Consider the following 3,099-nt stretch of genomic DNA (forward strand, 5'->3'; position numbering starts at 1 on the left):
GCTCCTGCTCCATCCAATCCATGGTGGCGGCGCCGTCGTGCACTTCGCCCAACTTGTGCGAAACACCCGTATAGAAAAGAACGCGTTCGGTGGTCGTTGTCTTCCCGGCATCGATGTGCGCCATGATGCCGAGATTGCGATACCGCTCGATTGGGGTGCTACGTGCCACGACTGTATCCGCCCTGATTGAATGAAACTCGGTCCCCGCTGTTACCAGCGGTAATGCGAGAAGGCCTTGTTTGCTTCGGCCATCCGATGCGTATCTTCTTTCTTCTTCACGGCGGAACCGCGAGAATCCGCTGCGTCCATCAACTCGCCGGCCAAACGCAATGCCATGGACTTCTCGGAGCGCTTGCGCGCTGCATCGATAATCCAACGCATCGCCAACGAGTTGCGCCGCGTCGAGCGCACTTCGACCGGGACCTGATAGGTCGCGCCGCCGACACGACGGGACTTGACCTCGACCGCCGGACGTACATTGTCCATTGCTTGCTCGAGCAGCTCGACCGGGCGCCCGCCTTTCTTTTCGGTCACCTGATCGAGTGCCGTATAAATGATGCGCTCGGCGACCGACTTCTTGCCGTCTTCCATCATCATGTTGATGAACTTGGTCAGGAGCTCGCTTCCGTGCTTCGGATCGGGAAGGATCTGGCGACGGGCGGCAACGCGTCTTCTCGGCATGTTGTTTTAGACTCCGATTTCACTCAATTAGGCTGACCGATCTCGCAACCGGGTCACTTCTTGGGACGCTTGGCACCGTACTTGGAACGCCCCTGACGCCGCTTCTCGACACCCGAGGTGTCCAGCGTGCCGCGCACTGTGTGATAGCGCACACCAGGAAGATCCTTGACACGTCCGCCGCGAATCAGAACGACCGAGTGCTCTTGGAGGTTATGGCCTTCGCCGCCAATGTAGGAGGCAACCTCGTAGCCGTTGGTCAAGCGAACGCGAGCAACCTTACGCAGAGCTGAGTTCGGCTTCTTCGGGGTCGTGGTATAAACCCGCGTACAAACGCCGCGTCGCTGAGGACAGGCTTCGAGCGCAGGTACGGTGCTCTTCGCCACGACACGCTTGCGGGGCTTGCGCACGAGTTGGTTGATCGTTGCCATGCAATCAGTCTCCAAAGGCGCAACGGCGCCGAAAACACAAGCGTAAAATCACTCTTGCGCGACCGCAGGCCGACTGGGTAAGACGGCACAGCCGCACGTATGCGATCGATCGACTCGGGGACCGGGCGGATGGATGCCCAGACCAAGGAACCAGACCTAGAAAAAAAGAGGCTAGACGGCGCGGAGCCGTCTAGCTGAGACCGAGCAGTATAGGGAGGAGGACCGGTGGTGTCAACCGGTTAGCCATTCACTATGCGCCGATGCGGTAGGCAGCTTCAATAGCGTGCGACACGAAAGACGCGGGGACGCCGAGGCGGCGCCCCGCATCGAGGCATGATCCACAGTCACCCTGCTTCGGAGGTATTGAGCGCCTTCTTCAAAGCCTCTTCGAGCTCCTCGGTCGCCATCTCGACCTTGCCCGAGCCCGGCATCTCCATCTGCCGATGCCGGCGCCGCTCCTGATGATGCGCAAGACCGGATCCCGCGGGGATCAGGCGACCGACGATGACGTTCTCCTTCAGGCCGGCCAGGCGGTCGGTGGAGCCGCGCACCGCGGCCTCGGTCAAGACGCGTGTCGTCTCCTGGAAGGACGCGGCCGANNGACGCCTTGGTGATGCCGAGCAGCAGAGGCTCATAGAGTGCCGGCTGCTTGCCTTCGGCCATGACCCGCTTGTTCTCGTCCATCAGGTGGGCGTGCTCGACCTGCTCGCCGCGCAGCAAACGGGTGTCGCCCGCCGAGGTCACCTCGACCTTGCGCAGCATCTGACGCACGANNCGATAGACGTCCTGGATCTCCTTGACGAGATATTCGGCCAAGGCAGTAACGCCCTTCAGACGCAGGATGTCGTGCGAGGCCAGCTCGCCGTCGGCGATGATCTCGCCGCGCTCCACGCGCTCGCCTTCGAAGACGTTGACGTTGCGCCACTTGGGGATCAGCTCTTCGACTGTCTCCCCGTCGTCCATGGTGATGACCAGACGCTGCTTGCCCNNGACCGCCGGTGATGTCGCGTGTCTTACTCGACTCCTGCGGAATACGCGCCAGGATGTCGCCGACACCCACGTTGGCCCCGTCTTCCACGCCGACGATGGCGCCCGCGGGGAGGAAGTAGCGCGCCGGGAGATCCGTTCCCGCAATCTTGAGCTCGGCGCCGTCCTCCCCGATCAGCTTGACCATGGGGCGCAAGTCTTTGCCCGACGACGGGCGCTGCTTGGGATCGATGACGACACGCGAGGTCAGGCCTGTGACGTCGTCGACCTGCCCCTGCACCGTCACGCCCTCGATGAAGTCCTCGAAGGCGAGCTTACCGGCCACCTCGGTGACGACCGGATGGGTATGCGGATCCCAGTTGGCCACCACGTCGCCCGGTTTGACGGGGTCGCCGTCGGCAGCACGCAGACTGGCGCCGTAGGGCACCTTGTAGCGCTCCTTCTCGAGCCCGCGATCGTCGACCACGGTCAGCTCGCCCGAGCGCGAGACCGCGACCAGATTCTTGCCCGAATGATGCTCGACCACCTTGATGTTGTGCAGNNTGTGGAAGGTGCGCATGGTGAGCTGCGTGCCGGGCTCGCCGATCGATTGCGCCGCGATGACGCCGACCGCCTCGCCGAGGTTGACGCGATGACCGCGCGCCAGATCACGCCCGTAGCACTGGGCGCAGACGCCGAGACGCGACTCGCAGGTGATCGGCGAGCGCACACGCACCTGATCGATGCCGAAGGTCTCGAAGCGCTCCACCCAAGACTCGTCGAGCAGGGTTCCGGCCTCGCAGACCATCTCCTCGGTGCCCGGTTGATAGACGTCGACGGCCGCCACGCGCCCGAGGATACGCTCCCGCAAGGGCTCGACCACGTCGCCGCCCTCGATGATGGGGGTCATGATCAACCCGCCCTCGGTGCCGCAATCCACCTCGAGCACCACCATGTCCTGCGCGACGTCGACCAGACGGCGGGTCAGATAACCCGAGTTTGCCGTCTTGAGCGCGGTATCGGC

Annotated in this window: 3 protein-coding genes and 1 pseudogene; all 4 read right to left on the minus strand. The window is 63.2% G+C overall.

Translation table 11 applies throughout. The annotated features are described in order from the left end of the window. Positions 1-169, minus strand: a 169-nt coding sequence (locus tag B4N44_RS11385; RefSeq protein WP_296700857.1) for a GTP-binding protein, incomplete at its 3' end; no start/stop codon positions are given. A gap of 41 nt (positions 170-210) precedes the next feature. After that, positions 211-681 (minus strand): 30S ribosomal protein S7, encoded by a 471-nt coding sequence (gene rpsG / locus B4N44_RS11390; RefSeq protein ID WP_007195683.1) that lies wholly within the window; start codon positions 679-681, stop codon positions 211-213. A gap of 53 nt (positions 682-734) precedes the next feature. Next, on the minus strand, positions 735-1,109 hold the full coding sequence (rpsL, locus tag B4N44_RS11395; RefSeq protein ID WP_007195682.1) for a 30S ribosomal protein S12: 375 nt from the start codon (positions 1,107-1,109) through the stop codon (positions 735-737). 344 nt (positions 1,110-1,453) lie between these two features. Next, positions 1,454-3,099, minus strand: a pseudogene (locus B4N44_RS11400) (DNA-directed RNA polymerase subunit beta'); the annotation flags it as partial.

It is taken from the genome of Thiocapsa sp. UBA6158 (assembly GCF_002423035.1).
Classification (GTDB): Bacteria; Pseudomonadota; Gammaproteobacteria; order Chromatiales; family Chromatiaceae; genus Thiocapsa.

What these genes read in the sequence shown, in the direction of transcription:
- rpsL (WP_007195682.1), bottom strand. Translation starts at nt 1,109, where the DNA reads ATGGCAACGATCAACCAACTCGTGCGCAAGCCCCGCAAGCGTGTCGTG.
- rpsG (WP_007195683.1), bottom strand. Translation starts at nt 681, where the DNA reads ATGCCGAGAAGACGCGTTGCCGCCCGTCGCCAGATCCTTCCCGATCCG.